Origin of the sequence: Streptomyces sp. NPDC058964, assembly GCF_042741275.1 — a bacterium.
Classification (GTDB): Bacteria; Actinomycetota; Actinomycetes; order Streptomycetales; family Streptomycetaceae; genus Streptomyces.
Genome location: NZ_JBHYKH010000728.1, coordinates 1 through 3,407, shown reverse-complemented (window position 1 = coordinate 3,407; position 3,407 = coordinate 1). Strand labels below are relative to the sequence as shown.

Annotated in this window: 1 protein-coding gene and 1 pseudogene; both read left to right on the top strand. The window is 77.3% G+C overall.

Going from position 1 to position 3,407, the window contains the following annotated elements:
• Positions 1-3,015: DUF5682 family protein (locus ACFW2E_RS43770; protein ID WP_384476834.1), on the top strand; the 3,015-nt coding region annotated here is incomplete at its 5' end.
• A pseudogene (locus tag ACFW2E_RS43765) lies at positions 3,012-3,320 on the top strand (hypothetical protein); the annotation flags it as partial. The gene ACFW2E_RS43770 and the pseudogene ACFW2E_RS43765, both read left to right, overlap by 4 nt.
• Between the last annotated feature and the right edge of the window lie 87 nt (positions 3,321-3,407).

The window sequence follows — 3,407 nt, the reverse complement described above, 5'->3', positions numbered from 1 at the left end:
GCGCTGCTGACGGGGTGGGCGCTGCGCGAGGACGCGGCCGCGTCGGGGGGCGTGCCCGAGCTGGTCCTGCGGCGCGAGAGCCGGATGCGCGCCTGTCTGGCCGCCGCCACCGCGAACGGCGAACGGGCCGCGGTCCTCGTGGGTGCCTTCCACGCCCCGGCGTTGACGTCCGCGCACACCGGCGCGGGGCCGGACGCGTCCGAGGCGGCACCGGACGGTCCGGTCCCCGCCGACCGCCTCGGCTGGACGACCTCCCTCATCCCCTACACGTACGCGCTCCTGGACGAGCGCTCCGGCTATCCGGCCGGCATCCGCGACCCGGAGTGGCAGCACCTGGTGCTCGGCGCGGGGGGCGATCCGGGGGCGCTGGAGGAGGCGCTGACGTCGGCTGCCGTACGGGTGTGCGCGGAACTGCGCGCCCTCGGCCATCCGTCGGGACCGGCGGACGCGCGCGAGATCGTCCGGCTGGCCGGGGACCTCGCCCGGCTGCGCGGACTGCCCGCGGCCGGCCGGGGCGAGCTGGTCGAGGCGGTGCAGACGGTGCTCGCGCAGGGCGAGCCGTACGGCCGCGGACGGGCCGTCGCGCGGGCGATGGAGAAGGCGCTCGTCGGCACCCGCGGCGGCCGCCCCGCGCCGGGCGCGCCGTGCTGCGGTCTCGCCCCCGCCGTGGAGGCCGAGTCGGCGGCGCTGGGACTGCCCGGACCGGGCGACAGCGGCCCGGGTACGGCCCGGGACCTGCGCCTGGACCCGCTCCGTTCCGGCCTGGACCGCCGACGTGAACTCCTGCTGCGCCGCCTGACGGTGTGCGGGGTGCCGTACGGCGAACCCAAGGAGGTCGTCGGGGCGGGCGGCGCCGAGGCGCTCACCTCGCGCTGGGAGGTGCGCTGGACCCCCGCCACCGCGGCCATGCTGTCCACGGCCGGTGTCCGTGGCGTCACGCCCGCCCAGGCCGCCGAGGGCGTGCTGCGCGAGCGGAGGCGGGCGGAGCAGGACGAGGGCGGGCCCACCGCGGCCCAGGCCCTGCACGGGCTGGAGCGGGCGGCGGAGTGCGGTCTGCCGGTGCTCGCGGACGAACGGCTGGCGGACACGGCCGACGTACTGCCGCACTCCGGCACACTGCCCGAACTCCTCGCCGGTCTCGCCCTGCTGGACCGGTTGCGGGCCGGTCACATCGCCGGACTCGAAGCCGACGAGGAGCGTACGGCCCGGGTGGCCGCCGTGGCCGAGCTGCTCACCTCCGCCGCGGTGCGCCAGGTGGACGGACTCGCCGGTTCCGAGGAACCCGCCGACGCCCATGCCCTGCTCGAACTCGCCCACCGCGCGGACCTCCTGGGCGGAATTCGGCTCACCGACGCCCTCGCCCGGCTGGCCGCCGGCGGTTCCCCGCTGATGCGCGGCGCCGCGGGGGCCGTACGCGTGCTGCTCGGGCAGGAGGACCCCCGGGTCCTCGGCGACCGGGTCGCCTCCTGGGTCGACTCTGCCGCCGGCCCCGACGCGCGTTCGGCCCTCACCGCCCGGCTCACGGGACTGCTGACCGCGGCGGGCCCGCTCCTGGAGTCCGCTGCGCCCGCGCTCGAGCCCCTGCTCAACCGCGTCTCGGAGCTGCCCGACCAGGAGTTCCTCGACCGGCTGCCCGCGCTCCGGGGAGGCTTCGACACGCTCAGCCCCGCCGCCCGCGACCGCCTCCTCTCGGTCGTCGAGGAGCGCCTCGACACCAGTCATCTGGCCGACACCGCCGGCGTCGACCCGGCCGCCCTCGCCTGCTGGACCCGCGCGGACCTCGCGGCACGCGAGGCCCTCGGCGGACTCGGACTCCTGCCGGCAGCGCGGGACCGTGAAGAGCCGGAGCCCGCCACCGGACCGGCCCACCCGCGAGGGGCGACGGCCGGCACCCCCGGCGAGGCGCACCGGCTCGCCCCCGCCGACCGCTGGCGGCTGCTCCTCGGCCGCCGTACCGACCAACTTCCGCAGTCTGCATCGCCGTTGGCCACCGCGCTGGACGAGCTGTACGGCAGCGGACGCGGCGAGGGCAGCAGGGGCGATCTCCTCGGCCGGGGCCGAGGAGGTGGCCGGGAGGCGCCCTACCCGGGTGTGCGCGAGTGGTCCGAGGAACTGGCGGCCCTGTTCGGGCCGGGCATCCGGGAGGAGGTGCTGGCGGCGGCCGCCGCCGCGGGCCGCCGCGATGTGCTCGCCGAGCTGGACCCGGACACCGTGCGGCCCTCCGTCGATCTGCTGCGCAGTGTGCTCCGGCACGCGGGCGGACTGCCCGAGGCCCGGCTGGCGGCACTCCGTCCCCTCGTGAGACGCCTGGTCGAGGCGCTCACCCGGGAGCTGGCCACGCGGCTGCGCCCCGCGCTGCACGGCACGTCCCTGCCGCGGCCCAGCCGGCGGCCGGGCGGCGGCCTCGACCTGCCCCGCACGCTGCGGGCCAATCTGGCGAACGCCCGGCGCGGTCCGGACGGCACGGTCCAGGTCGTCCCCGAGCGTCCCGTCTTCCGTACCCGCGCCCGCCGCGCCGCCGACTGGCGGCTCGTCCTCGTCACCGACGTGTCGGGATCCATGGAGGCGTCCACGATCTGGGCGGCCCTCACGGCCTCGGTGCTGGCCGGGGTGCCGACCCTGTCGACGCACTTCCTGGCCTTCTCCACGAAGGTCATCGACCTCACCGACCACGTCGAGGACCCGCTGTCGCTGCTGCTCGAGGTCAGCGTCGGCGGCGGCACGCACATCGCCGCGGGGCTCCGGCACGCCCGCGAGCTGGTCACCGTGCCGTCCCGCACCCTCGTCGTGGTCGTCAGCGACTTCGAGGAGGGCTATCCGCTCGGCGGGCTGCTCGCCGAGGTGCGCGCACTGATCGGGGCGGGATGCCACGTCCTGGGCTGCGCGAGCCTCGACGACGCGGGCCGCCCCCGGTACTCCACCGGTGTCGCGGGACAGCTCGTGGCCGCGGGGATGCCCGTCGCCGCCCTCAGCCCGCTCGAACTCGCCCGCTGGGTAGGGGAGAAGATCGCATGAACACGGACCTTCCTCCGGTCGCCCCGTCCGTGACCGCCGAGCTGGTCGCGGCCTTGTCGCCGCGGCTGCGCAAGCGGCTGGACGCGGCCGTCGCCAAGCTCGCCGGCCGGCCCGCAGTGCGCGACGGCGACACCGTTCGCATCGCCGTCGACGACGACACCGGCCTCGAACTGCGCGCTCCCGGCGGCACGGTGAGCAGTGCCGAGGCGATCCGCTGCGGCTGTCTGCTGGCGCCGGACTGCCTGCACCGGGCCGCGGCGGCATCGGCGGCACCGATCGCCGACGCCGGACCGGCTGAACCGTCCGATTAGGCGGCGGAATCCGGCCCGGCCGCCGCCGAACGGCAACGGACAGGGACAGGGACAGGGACAGGGGAAGGGGGAGGGGTGGGG